General features: G+C 69.1%; 15 protein-coding genes and 2 pseudogenes. 12 read left to right on the top strand and 5 right to left on the bottom strand.

What is annotated here, in order from left to right:
• Nucleotides 1–26: 26 nt before the first annotated feature.
• From ABFT43_RS15165 to ABFT43_RS15145, 5 genes and pseudogenes are all read right to left on the bottom strand, one after another.
• Nucleotides 27–710: a GAF and ANTAR domain-containing protein gene (locus ABFT43_RS15165; protein WP_347961169.1), complete on the bottom strand. Its 684-nt coding sequence runs from the start codon at nt 708–710 to the stop codon at nt 27–29.
• A gap of 123 nt (nt 711–833) precedes the next feature.
• Entirely contained in the window at nt 834–1,460 is a 627-nt protein-coding gene (locus tag ABFT43_RS15160; RefSeq protein ID WP_347961168.1) for an SAM-dependent methyltransferase, read from the bottom strand.
• Nucleotides 1,457–2,251 (bottom strand): PIG-L deacetylase family protein, encoded by a 795-nt coding sequence (locus ABFT43_RS15155; protein ID WP_347961167.1) that lies wholly within the window; start codon nt 2,249–2,251, stop codon nt 1,457–1,459. Before ABFT43_RS15155 ends, ABFT43_RS15160 begins: the two co-directional genes overlap by 4 nt.
• A pseudogene (locus ABFT43_RS15150) lies at nt 2,248–3,190 on the bottom strand (acyl-CoA dehydrogenase family protein). Before ABFT43_RS15150 ends, ABFT43_RS15155 begins: the two are co-directional and overlap by 4 nt.
• A pseudogene (locus ABFT43_RS15145) lies at nt 3,187–3,901 on the bottom strand (glycosyltransferase). The pseudogenes ABFT43_RS15150 and ABFT43_RS15145 overlap by 4 nt, the downstream one beginning before the upstream one ends.
• A gap of 144 nt (nt 3,902–4,045) precedes the next feature.
• Here ABFT43_RS15145 and glf point away from each other — a divergent pair.
• The 12 genes from glf to pks13 all read left to right on the top strand — a co-directional run bounded on the left by glf (nt 4,046) and on the right by pks13 (nt 24,689).
• Nucleotides 4,046–5,257 carry a UDP-galactopyranose mutase gene (glf, locus tag ABFT43_RS15140; protein ID WP_347961166.1) on the top strand — a complete coding sequence of 404 codons (1,212 nt, stop codon included), beginning with the start codon at nt 4,046–4,048 and terminating at the stop codon, nt 5,255–5,257.
• Entirely contained in the window at nt 5,258–7,201 is a 1,944-nt protein-coding gene (locus tag ABFT43_RS15135; protein ID WP_347961165.1) for a glycosyltransferase, read from the top strand.
• A complete protein-coding gene (locus tag ABFT43_RS15130; RefSeq protein ID WP_457590161.1) occupies nt 7,182–7,946 on the top strand; it encodes a phosphatase PAP2 family protein in 765 nt (254 codons plus the stop codon). Before ABFT43_RS15135 ends, ABFT43_RS15130 begins: the two co-directional genes overlap by 20 nt.
• Complete coding sequence (locus ABFT43_RS15125; protein ID WP_347961164.1) at nt 7,943–8,869, top strand: decaprenyl-phosphate phosphoribosyltransferase; 927 nt, start codon at nt 7,943–7,945, stop codon at nt 8,867–8,869. Before ABFT43_RS15130 ends, ABFT43_RS15125 begins: the two co-directional genes overlap by 4 nt.
• Nucleotides 8,856–10,934, top strand: a complete 2,079-nt coding sequence (gene zomB / locus ABFT43_RS15120) for a flagellar motor control protein ZomB (protein ID WP_347961163.1) — start codon at nt 8,856–8,858, stop codon at nt 10,932–10,934. The genes ABFT43_RS15125 and zomB overlap by 14 nt, the downstream gene beginning before the upstream one ends.
• 375 nt (nt 10,935–11,309) lie before the next feature.
• Nucleotides 11,310–12,299, top strand: a complete 990-nt coding sequence (locus ABFT43_RS15115) for an alpha/beta hydrolase (RefSeq protein ID WP_347961162.1) — start codon at nt 11,310–11,312, stop codon at nt 12,297–12,299.
• A gap of 263 nt (nt 12,300–12,562) precedes the next feature.
• The gene (locus ABFT43_RS15110; protein WP_457590160.1) at nt 12,563–14,095 is read left to right on the top strand and encodes an alpha/beta hydrolase-fold protein; all 1,533 of its coding nucleotides are present in this window, start codon (nt 12,563–12,565) and stop codon (nt 14,093–14,095) included.
• A 181-nt stretch (nt 14,096–14,276) separates the two neighbouring features.
• Nucleotides 14,277–14,828: a DUF732 domain-containing protein gene (locus ABFT43_RS15105; protein WP_347961160.1), complete on the top strand. Its 552-nt coding sequence runs from the start codon at nt 14,277–14,279 to the stop codon at nt 14,826–14,828.
• A 1-nt stretch (nt 14,829) separates the two neighbouring features.
• Nucleotides 14,830–15,831: a cutinase family protein gene (locus tag ABFT43_RS15100; RefSeq protein WP_347961159.1), complete on the top strand. Its 1,002-nt coding sequence runs from the start codon at nt 14,830–14,832 to the stop codon at nt 15,829–15,831.
• Between the two features lie 177 nt (nt 15,832–16,008).
• A complete protein-coding gene (locus tag ABFT43_RS15095; protein WP_347961158.1) occupies nt 16,009–17,019 on the top strand; it encodes an LLM class F420-dependent oxidoreductase in 1,011 nt (336 codons plus the stop codon).
• Between the two features lie 263 nt (nt 17,020–17,282).
• Nucleotides 17,283–19,190 (top strand): long-chain-fatty-acid--AMP ligase FadD32, encoded by a 1,908-nt coding sequence (gene fadD32 / locus ABFT43_RS15090; protein ID WP_347961157.1) that lies wholly within the window; start codon nt 17,283–17,285, stop codon nt 19,188–19,190.
• Nucleotides 19,191–19,289: 99 nt separating this feature from the next.
• Complete coding sequence (pks13, locus tag ABFT43_RS15085) at nt 19,290–24,689, top strand: polyketide synthase Pks13 (protein ID WP_347961156.1); 5,400 nt, start codon at nt 19,290–19,292, stop codon at nt 24,687–24,689.
• The last annotated feature ends 27 nt before the right edge of the window (nt 24,690–24,716 follow it).

The raw sequence follows: 24,716 nt of genomic DNA, 5'->3' as shown, positions 1-24,716 counted from the left end.
CGACCGGAGCGGTCCGGCCGAGGCGGTCAGGTTTCGGGGCCGGCCTCGACGATCTGCCCCGCGACGTCGACCAGCTTCGTGTTGGTGTCCTGCGACAGCCGCGCCAGCAGCGCGAACGCTTCCGCGGCGTCGAGCTTGTAGCGCTCCATGATCATGCCCTTGGCCTGACCGATGAGGTCGCGCGAGTTCAGTGCGGCCCGCAGCTGCTGCTTCTCCTGCACCGCGCCGAACGCGGTGGCCGCGTGTGCGGCGAACAGCTCGCCGATGAGCCGGGCCTCGGTGGTGAATGCGCGCGGGCGCGTGCTGTGCAGGTTGAGCGCGCCGAACTCGTCTCCGTCGATGTAGAGACAGAAGCACGCCATCGATCGGATCCCGAGCCGCGCGGCCTGCTCGGCGAACCGCGGCCAGCGGGTTTCGAGGCGCATGTCGTCGACCCACACCGTCACGTCGTCGACGGCCGCCCGGATGCACGGGCCCTCGCCGAGTTCCTGCTGAAGCCGGTCGGCCTCGCCGCCGAGGTCACCGACCATCACCGGCGTCTCGATCCGTCCGTTCGCGACCAGTGTCACGGTCGCGAACTCGGCCTCGTCGATGGCGTCGACCGCGTACTTGGTCATCGCCCGGAGCACCGCTTCGGTGTCTTCGCTCTGCTTGCGCATCTCGCCGGCGATCCGCGTCATTTGTGCGCCGAAATCCGCCAACCCGGTCACTCCTGCCTCCTCGTGAGTACACGCCCGCACGACCCGGCAGCCCCGAGAGCGCAGAGTTCCTCGAGAGCGCAGAGAGCAGAGTGCAGGGAGATCACTCGTTCCAGTCGTCCAGTATGCCGGAGGTCATGTCTTCGGGGAGCCGACCAGACCCTCCCGTTGGGCCACGGACCGGCCGGGCCGGGCACGGAGCAGGTCGAGCCGGAAGTCGGTGTCGGAGTACGACGCCGAGACGACGAGGGACGACGACCGCAGGGCCTCGTGGACGGCGTCACCGGTCTGCGGGTACTCGTCCACAGGCCATCTCCAGTGCACCGCGACGATCTCTCCGTCCGGGGTCAGCGACCCCGGCAGCCTCCGGATGAGCTCGTGCAGCGCCTCGGCGTCGAGGTAGTAGAGCACCTCGCTGAGCACGATCAGGTCGAAGCGCTCGCCGTCGGGCCAGTCGTCGACGATGTCGCCCGGGCGCACCTCGGCGTGCGGGGCCGAAGCGAGCCGGCGGCGGGCCGAGACCACGGCGCGGGGACTGACATCGATGCAGAGCAACCGCTCACAGCGGGCGGCGAGTGCGGCGCTGAGGACGCCGATCGAGCAGCCCGGCTCGAAGACCGAGCCGTATCGGGGTGAGGGGAGGGCTGCGAGCGTCAGCGCGTATTTGCGCTGCTCGTACCAGCGGGAGGTGAAGCCCCACGGATCGTCGACTGCTTCGTACATCGCGTGGAAGTAACCGTCCGGCAGTCGTTTTCCGCTCATGTGAAGACGAACTCCCGATCCCGGAGCAACCGCTGGAGGATGTGGGGTCCGAGGACCACCGCGTCCTGGGGTGCGTCGGAGAGGGGATGGATCTGGGTGGTGAACTCCTCCACTGCGGCGCGCTTGCGCTGCAGGGCGTCGGCGTCGAGCCCGAACGTCCGGATGCGCTGCCACGGAACCGCCGGATCGTCTGGTACGGCCCAGTGCCACATCCAGATCGGGAACATCCACACCGGCACACCGCGCGCGTCGCCGACCCGCTGCGCACACCGACCCACCGCCTCGTGGTCCGGATGGCCGTCGTGCGACCACACGGCCGGCATCCCGGTCCGGGACCGCGGCGCCTCGTCCAGAATCCCGACGAGGATCGCCTCGATCTCCGGCTCCCGATCGGCCCGCCCGCCGTCGGGCAGACCGCACCACCGCGACGGTTCGAGGCCCAGAACCGCACTCGCGGCGTCCAATTCGCATCGACGACACGCGGCCAGCTCGCTCGGCGCGAGGGTCGGCGAATCGGGATGCGATGCCGACCCGTCGGAGATGCAGACGGCCACCACCTCGGTTCCCGCGCGCGCGGCCGCCGTCATCAGGGCTCCCGCGCCGAGTACCTCGTCGTCAGGATGTGCCGACACCACGACGAGGCGCTCGACGGGCAGGGGCAGGTCCACCTCCGGCCAGCCGCCCCGCCGGTCGAACCACTCCTGCCACCGGGTCTCCGACGTCCCGGTGTCGGCGGTCGGCGTCGCGGCGAACCGCGCCGACGAGCCGGTCGGGCATCCCCCGGCGGTCATCCGGGTTCCCCTGGTCCGGGGATGTCGTCGGCCAACGAGCCGAGGGTGACGAGGTCGGCGTCGGCGTGTGACTGACGGATGTACACGGTGAGGTCGGCGACCGCCTGCGCGTGATCGGGATCGGCGACCAGCGGCCGGGGGCCGAGCGCCCGCCCGACGCGGTCGACGACGGCGGTGGCGACCTGCTCGACGAACCATCGGACGGAGAAGGCCAGGCGGGCGGCCGGGGCGGTGGGGTCGGCGTCGACCTGCCGCGCCGCGGACTCGAGCTGTGCCCACCCGGCCGTCAACTGGGCGTCGACCGCACCCGCGTGCATGCGCAGGATAGGGTCGTCGGACGCGGCGACGGCGCGGTAGAGGGGCGCGCGACGCGCCGCGCCCCGCCGAACCAGCAGGCGGCCACCCCGATCCCGCCGTGCCAGAAGCCCGGGCGGTCGAGGTATGCGCCCACCTCACCGACGGGGTCGGCGGGTACCGCGTCGAACGTGACGGCGCCGGTGTCGGTGTCGCGCATGCCCCGGTGGTGCCAGCCCGAGGTGTCGGCGGAGATCCCGGGCCGGGTCAGGTCGACGGCGAACAGACGGATGCCGGCGCCGGTGTGTGCGGTGACCAGGGCATGGGTGCAGGTCGTGGACCCCGAACACCACGGCTTCACCCCGGACAGCTCCCATCGGCCACCGAGCTGCACGGCGTCCACCCTCGGGTGGGGCGACTCGGACGCCCACACGCCCCAGAACTCTCCGGGGTCGACCCCGCCGCCGGTGATCTCACCGAGGATCGCGTCGGCATCCACGTGGGCCTCGACGAGACGGCCGGTGGCGATGTCCTCGGAGCACAGCCGGGTCAGCGCGGCGAAACGCTCGAGGTCCGTCCCGAACCGGGCCGGGGCAGCGGGTACGCCGGGGACGCGACGATCTCGCGTGCGAGCGCACCGCTCATCCGGTCACCTCGGGGGTCTGGTCGGCGAGTCGGCGCAGGTAGGCGGCGAATCCCTGCTCGGCCCGCCCGATCCGACGGGTCGACGTGCGCACCGGCGCGTGCGCACCCCACACGATCGGCCTGCCCGAGGCCTCGAGGCGGGTGACCAGGTCCACGTCCTCGTGTGCGTCGAGTGCGCGGAATCCGCCTACGGCGGCGTAGGCGTCGGCGCGGACGCCCAGGTTGGCGCCGTGGACGTGCCGGTGTCCGGCGCGTGGGTCGTAGCCGCGGGCGAACCGTGCCCCGGTCCCCGGCGGCCATCCGGCGAAGTCGTCGGGCGTGATGGTTCCCACATATCCGTCTGCTCCCGACGCGCGCGGCCCCCACGTGGGTGACGAGCCACTCGGGCGGGACGGTCGAATCGGCATCGGTGGTCGCCAACCACGTCGACCGCGGCGCGCGCGGGGCGGCGGCGGCGAATCCCGCCCGGCGGGCCGCGCCCACGCAGCGCTCGGCGACGTGCAGAGTCCGGAACCGCGCGGGGATCGCCGCGGCCGAGGAATCGTCGCAGGAGTCGAGGACCACGATGACCTCCACCGGCAGCCCGACCTGGTCGATCGCCACGGTGAGGGCGTGGAGGCACGCCGGCAACAGAGCACCCTCGTTGTGGGCGGGCACCACCACCACGACGTGGGTGATGGCGGCAACCACGTCTCCGGGCCTCGCAGGCATCGCACGCTCCCCGAACCGACTGGACACGACAGATCGAACGGGCCCGACGTCGTCAGACCGGATGGGCCGAACATTACCCGCCGGCGGGCGTGGGAAACCCTGGCTCGGGGAATACTCAGGAAGGGTCCGTTACCCTGAGGACCCGTGGCAACCAGTAGCAGCAGCTTTGACCTGATCGTCGTCGGCTCCGGATTCTTCGGTCTCACCGTCGCCGAGCGGGCCGCGACGCAGCTGGGCAAACGAGTCCTCGTCGTCGAACGGCGTGATCACATCGGCGGCAACGCCTACTCCGAGCCCGAGCCGACGACCGGAATCGAGATCCACAAGTACGGCGCCCACCTGTTCCACACCTCCAACGACCGTGTCTGGGAGTACGTGAACCGGTTCACCGAGTTCACCAACTACCAGCACCGTGTCTTCGCGCTGCACAACGGCCAGGCCTACCAGTTCCCGATGGGCCTCGGACTGATCAGCCAGTTCTTCGGTCGCTACTTCACCCCGGACGAGGCGCGCAAGCTCATCGCCGAGCAGGCCGGCGAGATCGACACCGCCGAGGCGCGCAACCTCGAGGAGAAGGCGATCAGCCTGATCGGGCGTCCGCTGTACGAGGCGTTCATCAAGCACTACACCGCCAAGCAGTGGCAGACCGATCCGAAGGACCTGCCGGCGAGCAACATCACCCGCCTGCCGGTGCGCTACACCTTCGACAACCGCTACTTCAACGACAAGTACGAGGGTCTGCCGGTCAACGGCTACACCGCGTGGCTGGAGAACATGGCCGCCGACGAGAAGATCGAGGTGCGGCTGTCGACGGACTGGTTCGCCGTCCGTGACGAGATCCGGGCCGCCAATCCCGACGCGCCGGTCGTCTACACCGGCCCGCTGGATCGATACTTCGACTACTCGGAAGGCCGACTCGGCTGGCGCACACTCGATTTCGAGACCGAGGTGCTGGACACGGGTGACTTCCAGGGCACCCCGGTGATGAACTACAACGACGCCGACGTGCCGTTCACCCGGATCCACGAGTTCCGGCACTTCCACCCCGAACGTGACTCGTACCCGACCGACAAGACGGTCATCATGCGCGAGTACAGCCGGTTCGCCGACGAGACCGACGAGCCGTACTACCCGATCAACACCCCGGAGGACCGTGCCAAGCTGCAGCGGTACCGGGAGCTCGCCAAGGCCGAGACCGCCTCCGCCAAGGTGCTTTTCGGCGGTCGCCTGGGCACCTACCAGTACCTGGACATGCACATGGCGATCGCGAGCGCGCTCACCATGTTCGACAACACCCTGGCGCCGCATCTGGCAGACGGTGCGCCGTTGGTGGCCGACCCCGCAGGAGCCGAATAGATGACGGTGACCCCCGTGAACCAGTCCGACATCCCCGAGGCGGGTACCGGGCCGTCGAAGGCGAAATCCCTTCTGCAGCGCGTGATCTTCCCGCGCGCGGGGGAGCCGCTCGACGTCCGCTCGCTGTACCTGCTCGAATCGGGGTCCAATCACCGGCGCGCCCATGCCCCGAGCCGCACCTCGGTGCTGCTGGGCGCGGAGTCCGAGGTCAGCTTCGAGACCTACTTCAACGCCTTCGCCGCCGCGTACTGGCGCCGCTGGAGCATCCTGAAGTCGGTCGTGCTGCGCGTCGAGGTCGTCGGCACGTGTCGCGTCGACCTGTACCGCTCCAAGATCGACGGCTCGCGCATCGGCATCGGCGGTGACCTGATCGCCACCGACGAAAACGGCCGCGGTGTGGCCGAATTCGAGCTCGACCTCGGCCCGTTCGAGGACGGCGGCTGGATCTGGTTCGACGTGACCACCGACACCGACACCGAGATCGTCTCCGCCGGTTGGTATGCGCCCATCGAGACGCCGACCCCCGACGCCGAGACCAAGCGCGTCACCGTCGGCATCCCGACCTTCAACCGTCCCACCGACGCGGTGAACGCGTTGGCCGCCTTGACCTCCGACCCGCTCGTCGACGAGGTCATCGACGCGGTGATGATGCCCGACCAGGGCACCAAGAAGGTCGTCGACGAGCCCGGTTACGCCGAGGCCGCGGCCGCGCTCGGGGACCGCCTGCACATCTTCGACCAGAGCAACCTCGGTGGCTCGGGCGGTTACGCGCGGATCATGTACGAGGCGCTGCGCCTGACTGATTCGCCGTACATCCTCTACATGGACGACGACATCGCGATCGAGCCGGACTCGATCCTGCGCGCACTCGCCATGTCGCGATTCGCCAAGTCCCCCATGCTCGTCGGCGGGCAGATGCTCAACCTGCAGGACCGCAGCCATCTGCACTGCATGGGCGAGGTGATCCGCCGTGACACCTTCATGTGGACCGCGGCGCCGTTCGTCGAGTACGACCACAACTTCGCCGAGTACCCGCTGCGCGACCGGGAGCACTCCAAGAACCTGCACCGTCGCATCGACGTGGAGGGCAACGGCTGGTGGATGTGCATGATCCCCCGCGAGTGCGCGGAGAAGATCGGCCTGCCGATGCCGCTGTTCATCAAGTGGGACGACTGGGAGTTCGCGCTGCGCGCGGCCAAGGCAGGCTATCCCACCGCCACCATCCCGGGCATCGCGATCTGGCACATGGCGTGGAGTGACAAGGACGACGCCATCGACTGGCAGGCGTACTTCCACCTCCGCAACCGCCTCGTGGTCGCGGCCATCCACCACGACGGCCCGATCAAGGGCATCCTCCGGTCGATGACCAAGGCCACCGCGAAACACCTGCTGTGCCTCGAGTACTCGACGGTGGCGATCCAGAACGAGGCGATCCGGGACTTCCTGCGCGGACCCGACCACATCCGGGAACTGCTGCCGACCGCGTTGCCGAAGATCGCCGAGATGCGCAAGCAGTTCCCCGACGCGGTGGTGTTGCCGTCGGCGACCGTGCTGCCCAAGGCGAGCGGTGAGGCGACACACCTGGGCACGCAGATCCCGGCGAACCCGATCAGCAAGGTGAAGGCGCTGGCCGCCGCGGTGGTCAACAACGTCCGCCCGGCCGATCCCCGGCATCACGAGGTCCCGCAGGCGAACTATCCGCCGATCGAGGCGCGCTGGTTCTCCCTCGGCCGGGTCGACGGTGTCACCGTCACCACCGCCGACGGCCGCGGCGTGGTGTACCGCCAACGTGACCGCGACAAGATGATCGCCCTGGCCCGTGAGCACTTCGCGCTGGTCAAGGAGCTGCAGGAGAAGTTCGACGACATGCGGCAGGCCTACCGGGCCAAGCATCGCGAGTTGACCAGTAAGGAGAGCTGGGCCGGTGTCTTCGGAATCGAGTAGTCCGGCCGCCGGGGCAGCGGTCACCGGTGAGGCGACGCCGGCCGGCGACGAGACGCGGCGACCGCTGAAGGCGGAGGAGAAGGTCCTCGTCGCGGTCCAGCACGGGATGGGCGGCCGCCCGGGTGTCCGGGAGACCGCGCGGGGGTTGTCGCACTTCGGCGAACACTCACTCGGCTGGCTCGGCATCGCCGGCGCCGGCTGGGCGCTGGCGCGTGCGCGCGGCGACGAGCGCTCGCAGCAGCTGTGGATCGAGGCCGGTGTCGGCGCATTCGGAGCGCACGCCGCGTCGGTGATCATCAAGCGCATCGTCCGGCGTCCCCGTCCGGCGCATCCGGCGATCGAGGTCGGGGTGTCGACCCCGAGCAAGCTGAGCTTCCCGTCGTCGCACGCGACGTCGACGACCGCCGCCGCGATCCTCATCGGCCGTGCGGCCGGCTGGGACCCGAGGGTGCTGCCCGCGGTGCTGGTCCCGCCGATGCTGCTGAGCCGGCTCGTCCTCGGCGTCCATTACCCGACCGACGTCACCGCCGGCGCCGCGATCGGTGCGGCGGGCGCAGCCGCCGTGATCGCGGGCGATAAGGTGCTGCTCGAACCCACCCGCGATCAACCGGCACCCGGACGCGCCCGCCGAGCGGCGCGCGTCCTGACCCGGCTCGGCCTGACGGCCGCGGTACCCGGCGGTCCGCTGCGACTCGCCGCGTCCCCCGTCATCGCGCGGGTGACACGACACAGGGAGAGTGCATGAGCGAGGAGCCGATCGAGCACGGGAAGGTCGCCGGGCCGCCGAAGAACCTGGCCACCGGGCTGATCAAGGCGATCCGTCCACGTCAGTGGGTGAAGAACGTCCTGGTGCTCGCCGCGCCGCTGGCGGCGGGCAACATCACCGAGGCATCGGTGCTGGCCCATGCCGGGATCGCCTTCATCGCGTTCTGCCTCGCGGCGTCGAGCATCTACCTCGTCAACGACGCGATGGACGTCGAGTCCGACCGCAACCACCCGACCAAGCGATTCCGCCCGATCGCCGCCGGCGTCGTGCCCGTGCCGCTGGCCTACGCGCTGGCCGCGGTGCTGCTCGCCGGGTCCGTCGCCATCGCCTTCCTGGCGAACTGGGAGACCGCCGTCGTCATCGCGATCTACCTGGTCATCCAACTCGGCTACTGCTTCGGGCTCAAGAACCAGGCGGTCATCGACATCTGCATCGTGTCGTCGGGCTTCCTGCTGCGCGCGATCGCCGGCGGTGTCGCAGCCGAGATCGACCTCTCGCAGTGGTTCCTGCTGGTCATGGCCTTCGGCTCGCTGTTCATGGCGGCCGGCAAACGCTACGCCGAGCTCCAGCTCGCCGAGCGCACCGGCGCCAAGATCCGCAAGGCGCTGCGCTACTACACGACCACCTACCTGCGGTTCGTGTGGACGCTGTCGGCCACCGCGGTCGTCGTGTTCTACGGGCTCTGGGCATTCGACAAGGGCGCGGACAACAACCACGACACCAACGTCGCGTATGCGGTGTCGATGGTGCCGTTCACGATCGCCATCCTGCGCTACGCCGTGGACGTCGACGGCGGGGCGGCGGGTGAACCCGAGGAGATCGCCCTCGGCGACCGTGTGCTGCAGCTGCTCGCCGTCGCATGGATTGTCTGCGTGGGTGTCGCGGTCTATGCGGTCAATTGACGATCTGCAGAACCCCGGGGGAGTAGCCGCCGACACGGTCGGCGGCGGGCCGGGACGAGACGCCGCCACCGGTTCGTCGGGCGCCGACCGCGCCCGCCGCCGGCTCGCCGCGGGCAGCTGGTTCGTCGGCGCGGTTCTGGTCACCACCTTCTTCGCCATCGGCGCCTGGCAGCGCCGGTGGATCGCCGACGACGGTCTGATCGTGCTGCGCACCCTGCGCAACCTCTTCGCCGGCAACGGGCCGGTGTTCAACGCCGGTGAGCGCGTGGAGGCCAACACCTCGACCGCCTGGACCTACCTGCTGTGGTTCTGGGCGTGGGTCACCGACGGGCGGCTCGAGTACGTCGCCCTGTGGGTGGCCATCGTCTGCTCGGTGGCGGCCATCCCGATCGCGATGTACGCGACCGCGCGCCTGTACGCCGGGCGCATCGGCGGACTGACCGGCGACGGCTGGACGCTGTTGCTGCCGTTCACCGCGATCGTCTACATCGCGCTGCCGCCCGCCCGCGACTTCGCGACCAGCGGCCTGGAGAACGGGCTCTGCATCTTCTGGGCCGCCGTGCTGTGGGCCCAGCTCGTCGCGTGGGTGCGCCGGGGCCCGAAGACGGGTGGTCGCGCCGCGACCGCGACCCTGCTGCTCGCGTTCACCGCGGGCCTCGCGCCGCTGATCCGTCCGGAGCTCTCCGTCCTCGGCGGCCTGGTGCTGCTCGTCGTCTTCTTCGCGCCGCTCGGCTGGAAGATGCGCCTGGGCGTCGTCGCCGTCGCAGGTGCGCTGCCGGTCGGCTACCAGATCTTCCGGATGGGCTACTACGGTCTGCTCGTCCCGAACCCCGCCGTCGCGAAGGACGCCAGCGGCGCCAAGTGGGAGCAGGGCTTCACCTACCTCACCAACCTGTTCGGCCCGTACGTCCTGCTGCTGCCGGTCGTGTTGGCCGTCGTCGCCGGGGTGTTGCTGATCGTCGGCGGGCGCCTGCGCGCGGTCCGGGTCGACACCGACGAGGCCGGCGCCGACGCCCCGGCATCGCGGTGGGCCCGGTTCTCGGCAGGCCTGCAGACGTCCCCCGCGGCGGTGTCCGTCGTGGTACTCGCGGGCCTGATCCTCGTCGTCTACTGGGTGCGTCAGGGCGGCGACTTCATGCACGGTCGCGTGCTGCTGGTGCCGCTGTTCGTCACCTTCCTGCCGCTGATGGTCGTGCCGGTGACGATCCCCGCCCATGTGAAGGCGGTGTTCGGCCGCCGGGGCCCCGCTGCCGACACCGAGTCCCCTGCCGACGCCGCCGACATCACCCGCCGTCGGCGCGCGCGCCTCGGCCTGGCCGGTTCGGTCGCGATGGGCGCCATGTGGGTCACTGTCCTCGTCTGGGCGATCGCCACCCACTCCACCGTGCTGCCCAACGCCGGCATCGACATCGGCCGCAGCGGGATCGTCGACGAGCGTCGCTTCTACGTCACCAACATGGGCAACGAGAACCCGGTGACCGCCGAGGACTACCTCGACTACCCGCGCATGAAGGCGATGGTCGAGAAGATCGAGAAGTACCACGAGGAGGGCGGCGTCATCCTGCCGTCCTTCAACTACGACGAGTGGTACGTCGCGAAGCTGCCCGGGGAGATGCCGAAGGGCGCCAAGCGGCAGGTGACCGTCTACTTCCTCAACCTCGGCATGACGAGCATGAACGCGCCGCTCGACGTGCGGGTGATCGACCAGATGGGCCTCGCGTACCCGCTGGCCGCACACACCGAGCGCCTCGAGGACGGCCGTATCGGCCACGACAAGATCCTCCCGAGCGAATGGGTGATCGCCGAGTCCGGCGCCTTCCCGCGCCGTCCGGTCCTGCCCGGCTATCTCGACGAGGATCTGGTCCGCCAGGCCCAGGTCGCGCTGCAGTGCCCGGAGACCAAGGACCGCTTCGCCTCCTTCGAGGGCCCGTGGTCGTTCGCCCGGTTCAAGCACAACCTGAAGCAGGCGTTCTCGTTCAACAGCTATCGCATCCAGCGGGAGCCGGAGTACGAGATCCTGCGGTGCGGCCTCGAGATGCCGCCCCCGGTGAACCCCGGGAACTGAGCCCGTCGGGCATCGGCCGACTTGTCCGACCTGCCGGAAATCCCAGGTCGAAAACCGTCGGAGATTTTGCGAGAGCATCTCGGATCGGTAACGTCGCGGCTCATCGGGTCGATTGTCCGGGTGTGACCGATGTGTCTTGGAAGTGTCCGGGGCCGCGTCGGTCCCGGGCTGTGACCGCGGTCACAAGGTTTGTCACGCTGGGGGGCATCGAATAGGCTCCCCACGGCGAATCGCATGCGAGATCGGCTCGCTGAACCATCGTCGCGTCGGGGTGAAACGGCCGCGATCGACGAGATGTGAGACGCACAAGGACCGGCCGGGGTCCGCGGGGGCGAGAGCCCGCGAACCGGGCGGCGGAAGAGGGAGATTCTGTACATGCGTGAAGCTGCCACACAGGCGAGCAGGCCTGCGCGCAGCCGGAAGACAAACCGGCTGATCGCCGCACTCGTCGCCGTGCTGACAGTTGTCGGGTTGACCGGAGTGGTCGCCGGCCAGGCGAACGCCCGGATCGGGGGCACGCAGGTCGGCAAGCAGGAGTTCTGGGTCAACGGCTGCGGCATGCCGAAGGTCAAGGTCCGCGCCTGGAAGAAGCCCGGCAACTACAAGACCGTCATCCTCCTGGACGGCATGCGCGCCCAGTACGACTACAGCGGCTGGGAGATCAACACCAACGTCCAGGAGATGGTGAAGTCCGGCGTCAACGTCGTCGAGCCCATCGGTGGACCCGCCAGCTTCTACACCGACTGGGATGCGCCCAGCAACTTCAACCGCCAGCCGTACCGTTACCGCTGGAACTGTGTCATCACCAAGACCCTGATCAGCGAGCTCGACCGCCGCGGCTTCCGCGTCGGACCGTCGAAGCGCTACGCGATCATGGGCCTGTCGATGGGTGGCAACGCCGCCCTGGTGATCGGCGCGCAGAATCGCCAGCACTTCGACCGTGCCGGCTCGCTGTCGGGCTACAACTTCCTGAGCGCCCCGGGCATGCGCACCGCGCTGCGCCTGGCGATGTTCGACGTCGACCCGAAGCCGTGGAACATCGACGCGATGTGGGGCCCGCCGTGGAGCATCCGCTGGTTCCAGAACGATCCCTTCTGGAACATCGGCCTGATGCGCGGCATGAAGATCTTCGTCGGTTCGGGCAACGGCCTCTTCGGCAAGTACAACGCGCTGCCGAACGTCTTCGACGACCTGTTCAAGGGGTCGACGCTGGAGCTGCTGGCGTTCACCCAGTCGAAGGCCTTCGAGGCGGCCGCGTTCGTCCAGGGCGTCCCGCTCATGACCTACTACGCCAACGGCACCCACGCGTGGGGGTACTGGCAGGACATGATGTGGAACGCCAAGAACCGCGGATTCTTCCACTGATCGCCTGACGCGACCGCTCACGACGCCCCGCCCGGGACTCCCGGGCGGGGCGTCGTCGTCGCGTGTGCGGCAGCACCGACCTCCCACGGGTCGTATCAACTGTCACATGAATCTCACGTGTCACAGCGTGGCGTTCGGACAGACCACCCCGCTTCCGTGTATGAAACTCCTGAGACTTTTGGTAGTGATGATGCAGATGTGGCCACTGGGGAATGGTTGCACTGCGCGAACCCCGGTCCTCCGGGGCGAAGGAGTTCTTTGTGATGCGGCGAATCAGTGGTGCACGACCGTTCGGTGACCGAATGGCGGGTGGACGTGCGCGGCGCTCGGTGGCGGCCGCGGGAGTCGCCCTCGTGGCGGTGACGGGTCTCGTCGTCGGACAGGGCCTCGCAGGCGCAGAACCGCAGCCGGCGCCCCCGGCTCCCGCAGCGCCGCCCGCGCCCGGGGCGCCGGCCCCGGCCGCTCCCGACGCTCCTGCCGCTCCTGCCGCGCCGGCCCCGGGCGCGCCCGCGTCACCGGCGGCCCCGCGTCCGGCGGCGCCCGCCCCTGCGGCGGCGCCGGTGCAACCCGGCAAGGTGGTCAACACCTACTGGTACACCGACCGGCGTGTGGCCCTGTGGGTCTACTCGCCGTCGATGAACACCAACATCCAGGTGCAGATCCTGCTGGCGCGCGACTGGCACGCCAAGCCCAAGCAGAAGTTCCCCCAGTTGACGATGCTGGACGGCCTGCGCGCGCGCGACGACCAGAGCGGCTGGGTCCTCAACACCAAGATCGTCGACTTCTACAAGGACAAGAACGTTAACGTCATCCTGCCGATCGGCGGCGAGTCGAGTTTCTACACCGACTGGAAGGAACCCGACCGCGGCAAGAACTACAAGTGGGAGACGTTCCTCATCCGGGAGCTGCCCCCGATCCTCGAGAACGAGTGGCGCTCGACCGACGTCCGCGGCATCGAGGGCCTGTCGATGGGCGGTTCGGCGGCGATGATGCTCGCCGCGCGCAACCCCGGCTTCTACAAGTTCGCCGCCTCGTTCTCCGGCATCCTGCAGCTCAGCTCGTTCGGAATGCCGCAGGCCATCCAGTTCGCGGTGCGTGACGGCGGCGGCTACGACTCGATGAAGATGTTCGGCCCGCCGAGCGATCCGGCATGGAAGGAGCACGACCCGTACGTGCTCGCCGACAAGCTGCAGGGCACCAGCCTCTACATCTCGTCGGGCAACGGCATGGTCGGGCCGCACGACAAGCCGTCGGACATCCCGCTGCTGGCGACCAACTACTCCGGCGTCGGCCTGGAGATGCTGTCGCGCGTGACCTCGCAGCAGTTCGCCATCCAGCTCAACCGCAAGGGTATCCCCGGGCAGGCCGTGTACCGGCCCTCCGGCACCCACACCTGGCCGTACTGGGAGTTCGAGATGATCCAGGCATGGCCGCAGGCCGCGGCAGCGCTCGGCATCTCCAACGACGCGGTCGCCTGCCGTGTGGACAACGCCTTCCGCAAGCTCTGGGACGCCAACAAGGGTGACCTGGGCGGCTGCCTCACCCCGTCGTACCCGGTGCCGGGCGGCAAGGCGCAGGACTTCACCAACGGCCGCATCTTCACCGGCCCCAAGGGCCCGAAGATCGTGACCGGGGCGATCGGCGGCGCCTACGTCGCCGCCGGCGGCCCCGGCGGACGCCTGGGCAGGCCGGTGAGCAACGAGGAGCCGACCCGCGACGGCAAGGGCCGGGTGAACCACTTCGAGCACGGACGGATCACCTGGACCGCGAAGGACGGAACCAAGGTCCTCAGGTGAGCGCGCCGGATCACCGCGGTCGGCGGGGGCGGGCCCAAACTCGGTCCCGGGTGTGCAAGCCCTGAGACTTCGCTGAGGAATCGAAGGGTTTGCGCAGGTGGCGTCCGTCGGGGGGATCGAGGGCCCCGTCCGGGACGGTAGCCTGGGCACGACTCACGACAAGGTTCGACAGGAAGTGGCGATGACATCGAAGTGTGCTCGGCTGGTGCCCGCGGCGACGGGCCTCGCTCTCGCACTGATTGCCGTTTCGGCATGCTCGGACGACTCGACCGCCAGCGCACCGATCACCAACAACCCGGTCACCACCACGTCGCTGTACTCGGCTGCTCCCTCGGCCACCCCGGCGTCGTCGTCGAAGTCGACCGAGGCGATCGGCAGCTCGTCGGCCGCGGCGTCGGCGGCCGACCCGTCGAAGCTGCCCGACACCGGGCCCAATCCGAGCACCAAGGTGCCGGAGAGCTTTCCCGGGCCGTCCGGTGAGCCGCTCGACGACAAGGCGAAGGCCTACCTGGCGGCGCTGAAGGCGCAGAAGGTCGAGTTCATGGGTGACAACGACAACTCGGTCGCCCTGACCATGGCCAAGTACGTGTGCGGCGCCCGGCAGAAGGGCACCGACCCGAGCATGGTGAAGGCCTTCGTGACCGCGTCCGTCGGACCGGGCACCGAGACCGTCGAAGAAGCGAACGCCAAGGCGGACAAGGTGATCCGCGCGGCAGAACAGCACTACTGCTGACGTGGCGGCCCGACGCAGGTCCGCCCGCACTCGCAAGAGTCCCGCTCGGCGGCTGGTGAAACTCTCGTTCCTCGCGCTCGCGGCCCTCGCAATCGTGCTGGTCGTCGTGCTCGTGATCGTTCTCACGCGGCCCGGGCCGCCCCCGATCGGGCCCGAGCGGCCGCCGACCACCACGCCGGGCGAACGGCCCGAGGCCCAGCCGGCCGACTGTCCCGACGTGCTGACCGTGGTCATCCCGGGCACCTGGGAGTCCAGTCCCGACGACGACCCGTACTCGCCGTCGGCGAACCCGAACTCGCTGATGCTGCGCGTCTCCAAGGCGCTCGCCGGGCAGTTCGACCGCTCGCGCACCGAGGTTTACACCGTTCCGTACACCGCGCAGTTCCGGAACCCGACGAATCTCGCCGACCGTCAGGCCGACTACAACGTGTCCCGTACCCAGGGCTACAAGCGCGCCGCCGGCAAGATCATCTCGACCAACAAGCGCTGCCCGCTCACGAGCTACGTGATCATGGGCTTCAGCCAGGGTGCGGTGATCGCCGGCGACCTCGCGAGCAACATCGGCAACGGCCGGGGCGTGCTGGCCGACGGTGATCAGGATCTCGTCCTCGGGGTCGGGCTCATCGCCGACGGCCGGCGCCAGCCCGGCAAGCAGAACGACATCGATCCGAGCCCCGACGGCGTCGGCGCCGAGATCGCGCTCGGGGGCATGGGCAACATCGTCCCGGGCATCACCATGACCGGTCCCCGCAACGGCGGTTTCGGCGAGCTCGCCGACCGTGTTCAGTCCATCTGCGCGCCAGGCGATCTCATCTGTGATTCGCCGACGGTCCTCAACCCCCTCCAGGCCGTCGCGAAACTGGCGAATGCCGCCAACAACCCGGTGCATGCGATGTACGCCACCACCCGCTACTGGGAGCACGACGGGCGGACCGCGACCCAGTGGATGTACTCCTGGGCGAAGGATCTGATCGACGACGCGCCCCGCCCGGCACACAGTTGAGCGGTACATCACTGTGAACTCGCTGTAACCCTGTGGCGGAGACGGCCGATTCGTTTTGCGAGGCAGACGCGCTGCGTTAACGTGTTGGGCTGGCCCGGACATCATCCGGGTGACCGACACCCAGAGACGCCGTGTGACACGAAATCGCCCACGGCCGGACACGAGGAGAGGACAGCGATGACGCAACCCCCGAACGATGCGGGTGGCAGCTCCTCCGGTCTGCGCAAGTTCCGCTTCGGTGCGGGTGGTGAGGGCAACAAGGACGAGGGCGGCGCCCGCAAGTTCGTCAAGCTTGCCCAGAATGCCGAGGAACTCGGCTACGACACCTTCGCGGTCCCCGACCACCTGGGTAATCAGGTCGGTCCCCTCGCGGCGCTCGGCGCGCTGACCCAGGCGACGAGCACCATCCGGCTCGCGACGTCGGTGCTGGCCAACGGCTGGCGTCACCCGGCGCTGCTGGCCAAGGAGGCCAACACCATCGACGTGCTGAGCAAGGGGCGACTCGAGCTTGGCATCGGCGCGGGCTGGATGAAAGAGGAGTTCGACAAGGCCGGGATCGAATTCGAGTCCCCGGGCACCCGGATCCGTCGTCTCGACGAGGCGCTCACCGTCCTGGATGGGCTGATGCGCGGCGAGACGGTGGACTTCGAGGGCGAGTTCTACCGGATCCGCGGTCTCGAGGGCAGCCCTCGACCGCGCCAGGGCCCCCGCCCGCCGATCGCGGTCGGCGGCGGCGGACCCAAGATGCTGGCCCTCGCGGCCAAGCATGCCGACATCATCTCCGTCGCCCCGGGCACCACGCCCGACGGCAAGATGAAGCTCTCGGACATGACCATCGAGAAGACCGCCGAGCGCGTCGATCGCATCCGCCAGGCGGCGGGCGACCGCTTCGACGAGATCGAGCTGAACTGGACCATCGCGGTGATCGTCATCACCGACGACCGGGTCGCGACCGCGGAGATGGCGCTGAAGGCCCTCGAGCAGGGTTACCCGCCGAATATCGCGCACGACACCGAGTTCACCGTGGAAGACGTGCTGTCGTCGCCGTACATCGCGATCGGCAGCTTCGAGGAGATCGCGGATCAGATCCGCGAGGTCCGGCGCCGTACGACCATGTCCTACGTCGGGGTGTTCCCGACCCAGATGGATGCCTTCGCGCCCGTCTTGGCCCAGCTGAAGGGGGAGTAGGATGGCCGTCGGTCTCGCGAGGGAAATGCGAGGTGACGGGTCACGAACTCAAGGGCGCGCGTTGCGGGGGCGACGTACGCTTTCACGAAGCCGAGCATGACGATCGCAAGTTTTTCGTTGTGTCAATGGACGTGCGCTACCGTATCCCGCGGTCGGCACAGGACGTGGATGGCAGGACTGCCTGGCGGTGTCGCCGAAGGACAGCGCCACCGAGGACCTGCACCCGCGTGGGGGAGTCCACGAGGGGGCCACAGGAGTAATGAATGCTGAAGACTGAACTCGAAGACTTTCTCGACGAGAGCGGATACCTCCGTTTCACCGAGGAAGCGACCCTGGTCGACTACGTCGAGCAGAACGTACGCGAGCACGGCGACACGCTGGCCTACCGCTTCATCGACTACAGCCGCGAGCGCGACGGCGAACCGCAGGACCTGACCTGGGCGCAGTTCGGCAAGCGCCTGCGCGCGGTGGCCGCTCGCCTGCAGCAGGTGACCAAGCCCGGGGACCGGGTGGCGATTCTCGCTCCGCAGTCGCTGGAGTACGTCATCGGTTTCTTCTCCGCGCTGTACGCCAGCACCGTGGCCGTGCCGCTGTTCTCCCCGGATGAACCCGGCCACACCGACCGCCTGCACGCGGTGCTCAACGACTGCAAGCCGACCGCCATCCTGACCTCGACCAAGTCGGCCGAGGCGGTCCGCGACTTCTTCTCCCCGCTGCCCGCCAAGGAGCGCCCGCGCGTCATCGCCGTCGACGCGGTGCCCGACTCCGTCGGCGCGAGCTGGGTCGCCCCGGTCGCCGGCAAGGACCACAACAAGGACACCGTCGCGTACCTGCAGTACACCTCGGGTTCCACCCGCGTGCCCGCCGGCGTCGAGATCACCTACGAGGCGGTCGCCGCCAACGTCCTGCAGATCTCGGAGACCATCCAGATCGACCGCAACGCCCGCGGTGTGACCTGGCTGCCGATGTTCCACGACATGGGCCTGCTGACGGTCATCCTGCCCGCGCTCGGCGGCCGCTACATCACGATCATGAGCCCGCAGGCGTTCGTGCGCCGTCCGGGCCGCTGGATCAAGGAGCTCGCCGCGGCCGCCGACGGCGCGGAGACCTACGCCGCGGCCCCGAACTTCGCCTTCGAGCACGCCGCCACCCGCGGCCTGCCCAAGGAGGGCGAGAAGCTCGACCTGTCGAACGTCATCGGCCTGATCAACGGCTCCGAGCCGGTCACCGTCAGCTCGATGAAGAAGTTCAACGAGGCCTTCGGCCCGTACGGCCTGCCGAAGACCGCCATCAAGCCGTGCTACGGCATGGCCGAGGCGACCCTTTTCGTCTCCGCGACGCAGCGTGAGAACGAGGCCAAGGTCATCTACGTCGACCGCACCGACCTCAACAACGGCAAGATGACCATCGTCGACCAGGATTCGCCGAACGCGGTCGCCCAGGTCTCGTGCGGCCAGGTCGCGGTGAGCCAGTGGGCCGTCATCGTCGACCCGGAGACCGCCGAGGAGCGCCCCGACGGCTACGTCGGCGAGATCTGGCTGCACGGTCCCAACATCGGCGCCGGCTACTGGAACAAGCCGAAGGAGACCGAGGAGACCTTCCACAACAAGCTGGCCAAGACCCTCCCCGAGGGCAGCCACTCCGAGGGTGCCCCGGCCGACGCCATGTGGATGCGCACCGGTGACTTCGGCGTGTGGCTCGACGGTGAGCTCTACATCACCGGCCGCGTGAAGGACCTCGTCATCGTCGACGGCCGCAACCACTACCCGCAGGACCTCGAGTACAGCGCCCAGGAGGCCAGCGACGCGCTGCGCCCGGGCTTCGTCGCCGCCTTCTCGGTGCCGGCGAACCAGCTCCCGGCCGTGGTCTTCGAGTTCGCGGGCAGCGGTCTGACCGCCGACCCCGACGACGCCTCCGAGCAGCTCGTCATCGTCGCCGAGCGCGGCCCGGGTCGCAAGGCCGACCCGCAGGAGGTCGCCGACACCGTCCGCGCCGCCATCGCGCAGCGTCACGGCGTCATGGCCCGCGACGTCCTGCTGGTCCCCGCCGGCTCGATCCCGCGCACATCGTCGGGCAAGATCGCCCGTCGCGCGACCCGTCAGGCCTACATCGACGGCACGCTGCGCGGCGGATACAAGCAGACGGCGTTCCCGGACGCGGCAGCGGAGTAACCAGTCGGGCACCGTCGCACCCCGCGGTGTCGGTGATCGACCACATCAGTCACCCGGCACCCGGTCTCGGGTGCCGACGAGAGCAGTAGTCTGGAAGCGATGTCTGAACTGAATACCGACGGGTCACGCAGCACCGATCTGCCCGATGACCCGTCCCTCGAGACCCCCGGCTCGGAAGCAGCAGAGACCGCCGACACGAGCACTGCGTCGACGCACGGTGAGGCCACCCCCGGCGAAACCGCCGGGGACCTCACCGTCGATGAACTGCGGGACTGGCTGCGCGACTGGGTGTCGCAGGCCACCGGCGTGCCCGCCGCCCAGATCGATGTCGATCGCCCGATGGAGGAGCTCGGCCTGTCCTCGCGCGACGCGGTGGCCCTGGCCGCCGACGTCGAGGACAAGACCGGCGTCATCCTGACCGCGACGGTGGTCTACAACCACCCGACGATCGCGACGCTGGCGCAGCGCATCATCGACGGCGATCCCGACGAGCAGGCCGGCGACGGTTCGGACGAGTTCTGGGTCCGCGAGCGCAGCTCGGACGACGACATCGCGATCGTCGGCCTGTCGACGCGTTTCCCCAAGTCCGGCTCCACCCCGGAGTCGACCTGGGAGGCCCTGATCAACGGGGTCGACGGCATCTCCGATCTCCCCGAGGACCGGTGGACGGAGTTCAGGTCCGATCCGCGCTTCCGGGAGGTCCTGGAGTCGTCGAATGTCAAGGGCGGCTACCTCGACGACGTGCGCTCCTTCGACGCCGACTTCTTCCAGATGAGCCCGCGCGAGGTCGAGATGGTCGACCCGCAGCAGCGGCTCGCGCTGGAACTCACCTGGGAGGCGCTCGAGCACGCGCACATCCCGCCGAGCGACCTCAAGGGCGCGCCGGTGGGTGTGTTCATCGGCACCTCCACGAACGACTATCAGCTGCTCGCGACCATGGGTCTCGGCGAGGGCGCCGAGGACACCGCGGCGTACGCGCTGACCGGCACCTCCACGGCCATCGTCGCCAACCGCGTCTCCTACTTCTACGACTTCCGCGGCCCGTCGATCGCGATCGACACCGCGTGCTCGTCGTCGCTGGTGGCCGTCCACCAGGCGGTGCGCAGCCTGCGGTCGGGCGAGTCCGAGGTCGCGATTGCCGGCGGCGTCAACATGCTCATCACCCCGGCCGGAACGCTCGGGTTCGACCGGATCGGCGCGCAGGCCAAGGACGGCCACATCAAGGCGTTCTCGGCCGATGCCGACGGCATGATCCGCGCCGAGGGTGGCGGTCTGGTCGTCCTCAAGCGTCTCGCCGACGCCCGCCGCGACGGCGACGACATCCTCGCGGTCATCGCCGGTTCGGCGGTCAACTCCGACGGCCGGTCCAACGGTCTGCCCGCCCCCAACCCGGAGGCCCAGGTCGACGTGCTGCGCGCGGCCTACCGCGACGCGGCCATCGACCCGCGGACCGTGGACTACGTCGAGGCGCACGGCACCGGCACCATCCTCGGCGACCCGATCGAGGCCGATGCGCTCGGCCGTGTGGTCGGCCGTGGCCGCACCCCCGACCAACCGATGCTGCTCGGCTCGGTCAAGACGAACTTCGGGCACATGGAGTCCGCGGCCGGCGCGGGTGCGCTGGCCAAGGTCGTCCTGGCGCTGCAACACGGGGTGATCCCGGGCTCGCGCAACTACACCGGGCCCAACCCGTACATCCAGTTCGACGCGAACAACCTCAAGGTCATCCCGGAGAACACCGAGTGGCCGCGCTACTCCGGTCATGCCGTCGCCGGCATCTCCGGCTTCGGCTTCGGCGGCACCAACGCGCATGTCGTCGTCCGCGAGGTCCTGCCCAGCGATCTGAAGCCGGCGCCCGAGTCGACCGAGTCCGTTGCGGCGCAGGCGCCTCAGGCCGACGCGGTGGACGTCGACGACGATGACGACGACGAGTACCTCACCGAGGCAGAGCGCGCCGTGCTGGCCGCGCAGGCCACGAAGGCCGAGACGGTCGTCGAAGAGGTCGAGGCCGACCCGGCCGAGGGCTTCGCCCCGTGCGCGGTCGAGGGATCGGTCGTGCCGCTGGTGCTCTCCGGCTTCCTGCCGTCACGTCGCCGCAAGGCGGCCGCCGACCTGCTGGAGTGGCTCGAGTCCGACGAGGGCCGGGCGACCCCGCTCGCCGACATCGGACGCGCGCTCGCGCACCGCAACCACGGCCGTTCGCGTGCCGTGGTCATGGCGCGCACCCACGAGGACGCGATCAAGGGCGTCCGCGCGATCGCCGAGGGCAAGGCGAATCCACTGGTCTACTCGGCGGATTCGCCGGACTCGGCGTCGGCGGTGTGGCTGCTGTCGGGCTTCGGATCGCAGCACCGCAAGATGGCCAAGCAGCTCTACACCGAGAACCCGGTCTTCGCCAAGTACGTCGACCGCGTCGATGCGTACGTGCAGAACGAGCTCGGCTACTCGATCGCGGAGATGTTCCTCGACGACGAGCAGACCTACGGCATCGAGACCAGCCAGGTCGGCATCTACACGATCCAGGTCGCGCTCGCCGACACACTGCGTCACCACGGCGCCGAACCCGGTGTGCTGGTTCCGCATTCGATGGGCGAGGCGTCGGCGGCCTACATCAGCGGCGGCCTGTCGCTGGAGGACGCGACCCGTGTCATCTGCCAGCGCTCGCGGCTGATGGGCGAGGGCGAGGCCATGCTGACCGGCGACGACATCCGCCTGATGGCACTCGTCGGGTACAGCGCAGAGGACATCAACGAGGTCCTCGTCGACTACCCCGACCTCGAGATCTGCGTGTACGCCGCGCCGACCCACACCGTCATCGGCGGACCGGAGGCCCAGGTCGACGCGATCGTCGCGCGCGCCGAGTCGGAGGGCAAGCTCGGTCGCAAGCTCGCGACCAAGGGCGCCAGCCACACCTCGCAGATGGATCCGATCCTCGGCGAACTCGCCTACGAGCTCACCGGTATCGAGCCGCTGCGTCCGACCGTCGGCTTCTACAGCTCCGTCGACCGCGAGGTCTTCTATCGCGCGGGTCACGAGCCGGTCCACACGATCGACTACTTCCTCAAGGGCCTGCGCCACTCGGTGTGGTTCAGCCAGGCGATCCAGAAGGCGGTCGAGAACGGCCACCGCACCTTCATCGAGCTGTCGCCGAACCCGGCCGTCCTGATCTCCGTTGCCGCCGTGACCTTCTCGGCCGGCGTCCACGACGCCGAGCTCATCGAGACCCTGCGTCGCAAGGAGGACGAGAGCTACGGCCTCGTCAACGCCCTGATGAAGCTGTACGTGCACGGCCACCCCGTCGACGTCGGGTCGCTCTTCGGTGCAGGCGCGTACGCGGCGATCCCGCGAACCCGCTTCGAGCGCAAGGAGTTCTGGCTCAAGGCGCAGTTCTCCTCGGGCGGTTCGGCCGGCCGCGTGCCGGGTTCGCACGTGGCCCTTCCCGACGGCCGTCACGCGTGGGAGGTCGACGCGGCGGCGGTCACCGACCCGCGGGCCCTGGTCCATGCGGCCGCAGCCCAGGTGCTGTCGAATGCGACCGTCGGAGCGGCCGTCTCGCACGGGCAGATCCCGTCGTCGGGCACCATCACCACCACGCTGACCCCGCATCCGGGTGGCGCGTCGGTGAGCCTGCACGTCAAGGAGGACAAGAACTTCCGCCTGGTCTTCGAGGCCGCCGTCACCGGTGATCTCGACGCCTCCGCCGAGGCCGCGCCGTCGGCCCCGGCCGCGCAGTCGGGCGCCGAGGCCTTCGCAGACGACAAGGTGATCGTCGAGGACGAGGTCGTCGACGTGATCGGCAACAAGTGGGATCCGGAATCCGGTGAGAGCGTTGGCGATCGCCTCGCGATCATCGTCGGCGAGTCGATGGGTTACGACCCGGAGGACCTGCCGCGCGAGATCCCGCTCATCGAGCTGGGCCTGGACTCCCTGATGGCGGTGCGCATCAAGAATCGCGTCGAGTACGAGTTCGACATCCCGCAGCTGCAGCTGACGGCCATGCGTCAGGCGAACCTCGCCGACGTCGAGAAGTTCGTCGCCTACGCGGTCACCCACCGCGACCAGCTCGACGACCTGGCCAACGTCGGCGGTGAGGGCGAGCTCGACACCGCGGCGCTCAACGCCTACATCGACGAGCAGCTGGCCAAGGAGGCCCAGCAGGCCCCCGGGGCAGCGGACGCGGGTTCGGGCTCCGCCTCGCCGGAGCCGAAGCTCGAGGTCGCCCAGGACGTCGCCGATGTCGAGGCGGCCGTGGCGGAGTCGCCGGGCACCGAGCCGGAGCCGGTGACGCCCGAGGCCGAGAATGCTCCTGCGGCGGAGAAACCCGCCGAGCCGACCGAGACCGCTGAGCCGACCAAGACCGACATCACCTCGCAGAAGGCCGTCGCCGAGGCGGCCGGGTCCGACGTGCCGCCGCGTGACGCGGCCGAGCGCCTGACCTTCGGCACCTACGCGGTGGTGACCAAGAAGTCGCCGGGCGGCATCTTCAACAAGTTGCCGGTGCTCTCCGAGGACGTCGCGCAGCAGCTGACCGACCGGCTGAACGAGCGGACCGGCGGCGACATCGACGTCGAGGACATCTTGGACGCCGAGACCATCGAGGAGATGGCGAACTACGTCCGCGAGCACCTCGACGCCGGCGCCGCGACCGACGGGTTCCTGCGTTACCTGCGTCTGGTCCCGGCTGACAAGAAGGTCTACGACCCCGCTGCGGGTGACCCGACGCCGATCCTGCTGTTCCACCCGGCCGGTGGCAACACCTCGGCCTACGAGGCGCTGCTGAAGCGCCTGCCGGAGGATCAGCCGGTCATCGGCTTCGACCGCGGCGTCGAGGGAACCATCGAGGAGCGTGTGCGCGAATACATCCCGCGCCTGCGCGAGCTCCAGCCGCACGGTCCGTACGTGCTCGTCGGCTGGTCGTTCGGCGGTGCTCTCGCCTACGGCGTGGCGCAGGTCCTGCGCGAGCAGGGCGAGGACGTCGCGTTCGTCGGCCTGATCGACGTCGTGCGGCCCCGCGAGGACATGACCGAGACCCCCGAGACCAAGCGTGCGCGGCTCGAGCGGTGGAAGGACTTCGCGATCCGCAACTACGACCTCGACCCCGATGTGCCGATCCCCATGGACCGGCTGGTCGAGGCCGACGACGAGGGTCAGTTCGCGATCATCATGGAGATGCTGTCGATGTCGGGCACCAAGATCCCCGGTGGCATCATCGAGCACCAGCGGACCTCGTTCATCGAGAACCGTGTGCTGAGCAACATCGAGCCGGCCCCGTACGACGGCAAGGTGGTGCTCTACCGCGCGGACAAGATGCACAAGGGCGCCATCGAACTCGAGCCGCAGTGGGCCGAGATCGACGAGGACGGACGCTGGGGCGAGGTGGTCGACGACCTGGAGATCATCCACATCGGCGGTGATCACCTCTCGATCGTCGACGAGCCCTACATCGCGAAGATCGGCGCGGACCTGACGAACCGTCTGCGAGAGCTTGATAAGAAGTAGCTTCGACGAGACATCGTGGTCGCGTAG

The organism is Gordonia aurantiaca (assembly GCF_039939235.1).
In the GTDB taxonomy this organism is placed as follows: Bacteria; Actinomycetota; Actinomycetes; order Mycobacteriales; family Mycobacteriaceae; genus Gordonia.
The sequence above is the reverse complement of the archived record's forward strand: the minus strand, read 5'-3'. Positions and strand labels throughout refer to the sequence as shown.